This window comes from Planctopirus hydrillae (assembly GCF_001707835.1).
Taxonomy (GTDB): domain Bacteria; phylum Planctomycetota; class Planctomycetia; order Planctomycetales; family Planctomycetaceae; genus Planctopirus; species Planctopirus hydrillae.
In genome coordinates, this window is the sequence record NZ_LYDR01000064.1 from 1 (window position 1) to 2,651 (window position 2,651).

The window sequence follows — 2,651 nt, forward strand, 5'->3', positions numbered from 1 at the left end:
TTTGCCATGCCTCCCACTCTCGAAGTGCTGGTCGCTCCCGATGGCTCGGTCCAGGTGAAAGCCCAGGGCTTTACAGGGACCAGCTGTCGCACAGCCACTCAGGCACTCATTGCGGCCTTAGGGCTCCCGACTCACGAGCAGCTTCAGCCCGAGTTCTACGTGACAGCCAGCACCCACGCCTCGCAGGAGCTTTCGCACAGAGCCTGAGTCTCCGGCTTCCCATTGCATCACTGAGTTGTCGACCCTGCCGGGCCTGTAGGCCTCGTGGGGTCGTGTTGTTTTCATCTACTTTTTTCTGTGGAGCACTCCATGAGTTTTTCGGAACAGTTGATCGAACATATCCAGGCCGCCTTCAGCGGGATCTGGATTCAGTCCCCTGAAGTGGAAGAAGTCGAGCGGACACTCATCCGCCTCGCACCCTCTCAGTCCTGGAATCTGGCCGTCTGGGATCTGGCGCAAGGGTTCTGGCGCATGGGCGGGACTACCAGCCCTGAGGTCGCCGATCCTCTCTCAGCCCTTAAGGCGTTTGCCACCCTGCGAGATCACGAGACGGCTTCAGCGACTCTGCTGGTCCTGCCAAACTTCCACCGCTTCCTCCAAAGCCCCGAGATCATCCAGCAACTGGTATCACTCCTCAAGCTGGGGAAGCGGGAGCGGATGTTTGTGATCATCGTTTCCCCGGTCCTTCAACTCCCCGTGGAACTGACCCGGCAGTTCGTGGTGCTGGAGTTTCCCCTTCCCGCGGCTGTTGAACTGGGTGAGATTGCCCGGGAACTGGTTTCGGATACTCCCGATCTCCTTCCCACAGGCCCGGCCTGGAATCAGCTTCTTGATGCCGCCGCGGGATTAACCCGGATCGAAGCCGAAGGGGCGTTCGCTCTCTCACTCACCCGGCATGGGAACTTCCAGCCCGAAGTGATCTGGGAACTCAAGGCCCAGCTCCTTCGCCAGCAGAATCTCCTGCGGCTTCATCGGGGGAACGAGTCGTTCGCGAATCTCGGAGGGCTGGCGTCGTTAAAGACCTTCTGCCGCCAGGCCCTGCGGCCGGGACGATCAGCATCGACAGTGAAAGCCCGTGGGGTGTTGCTTCTCTCACCGCCGGGTTGTGGAAAGTCGGCTTTCTGCCGGGCACTGGGGAATGAGACGGGGCGACCGGTCCTCACGCTCGATCTGGGAGCGGTGCTGGGCGGGATTGTGGGGGAGACGGAACGCAACATCCGTCAGGCCCTGCAGGTCGTCGATGCCATGGCCCCCTGTGTGCTGTTTGTCGATGAACTCGAGAAGGGACTCGCAGGAGTCGGTGGGACTGGCGATGCCGGGGTCGCCACCCGGCTGTTTGGGACACTCCTCACCTGGCTCTCCGACCATACAAGTGATGTGTTCTTCGTGGGGACTGCCAACCACATCCAGCACCTCCCGCCTGAGTTCACTCGTGCCGAGAGACTTGATGGGATCTTCTTCGTCGATTTGCCCACCAAAGCCCAGCGGCATGAGATCTGGTCGCTCTACCGAAGGCAGTACGACATCAGTGCCAGTGAACCGATTCCTGCTGACGATGGCTGGACGGGTGCCGAGATCAAGTCGTGCTGCCGACTTTCGGCTTTGCTGGGGATTTCCCTCGCAGAAGCGGCCCCGCAGGTCGTCCCCGTTTCGAAGACCTCTGCCGAGGCGATCGAACAGCTGCGACAATGGGCACATGGGCGTTGCCTCTCCGCCGATCAGGCCGGGATTTACACCCACACCCCGGCTGCCACCTCCCGGCGGAAGGTGACGCCTTCCACCAACTGAATGTTTTTCCCGCTGACTATTTTTTCTGAGGAGATCTTCCCATGCGTCATGCCCGCGAACTCTCGTTCCCCGAACTCCAGCAACTCGTCACAGCGATTCAGGAACTCCTTTATCGCGACGAGGATGAGGCAGGAATGCCGTTCTGGAACCCAGAGCGTACCTGGGAGGGAGCGGACATCTGCGAAGAACTGGGCCAGCTCATGACGCACTACGAACTTGTTCCCCTGGATTCTGATACCAACCTTCCGCTCCTGAAAGGAGATATTCCTGATGACACTATTGGCCACCGAACCTGAGACAGACACTTCGACCCCGGCTTCCCGCCCTTTGGCGCGGGAACTCCGTGAACTGACGACGGCGGTACGCGTCAGCTTTCACTGGCTGGGCACCAGCCGGACACTGACTCACAGCCAGAAGGCCCAGGCCGCTGAACCCTTTGGAGCGGCCGAGAAGTTCCTGTCCGCGGGTAAGAAGCTCTTTGACACGAGTGCTCCCGCATACCGGAATGTGACCGCCGTCCGCAGCAAGATTATCCAGTACTGGAAAAGCACTTCACTCCCGTTCCCAGAACCCGGCTTGAGACTGATCCGGAAAGAAAGGATCAATGCCTTCGACGCTCAACTGGAAGCATTCCGTGAAGAACTCGATCGGGCAGTGCGGGAACTGGATGTTGAGTTTGACGATCTCAAGCGGCAGGCCCGCCAGCGGCTGGGCTCGCTGTTTGATCCCAGTGATTATCCCACTGCTTTGAGGCATGAGTTTGGGGTGGAATGGGATTATCCCAGTGTTGCCCCGCCCGAACACCTCCAGTCGATTGCCCCCGAGCTTTATGAGCGGGAATGCGCTCGGGTCTCGGCCCGGTT

Annotated in this window: 3 protein-coding genes and 1 pseudogene; all 4 read left to right on the forward strand. The window is 59.9% G+C overall.

What is annotated here, in order from left to right:
* Nucleotides 1-207 (forward strand): DUF2997 domain-containing protein (locus A6X21_RS09665; RefSeq protein WP_240490223.1); only part of this gene is annotated, 207 nt, incomplete at its 5' end.
* 102 nt (nt 208-309) lie between these two features.
* A complete protein-coding gene (locus A6X21_RS09670; protein ID WP_068847546.1) occupies nt 310-1,788 on the forward strand; it encodes a Ycf46 family AAA ATPase in 1,479 nt (492 codons plus the stop codon).
* A gap of 41 nt (nt 1,789-1,829) precedes the next feature.
* On the forward strand, nt 1,830-2,084 hold the full coding sequence (locus tag A6X21_RS09675) for a hypothetical protein (RefSeq protein WP_068847548.1): 255 nt from the start codon (nt 1,830-1,832) through the stop codon (nt 2,082-2,084).
* A pseudogene (locus tag A6X21_RS09680) lies at nt 2,059-2,651 on the forward strand (hypothetical protein); the annotation flags it as partial. The gene A6X21_RS09675 and the pseudogene A6X21_RS09680, both read left to right, overlap by 26 nt.

Coding starts and splice junctions, on each gene's coding strand:
- A6X21_RS09670 (WP_068847546.1), top strand. CDS start 310: ATGAGTTTTTCGGAACAGTTGATCGAACATATCCAGGCCGCCTTCAGC.
- A6X21_RS09675 (WP_068847548.1), top strand. CDS start 1,830: ATGCGTCATGCCCGCGAACTCTCGTTCCCCGAACTCCAGCAACTCGTC.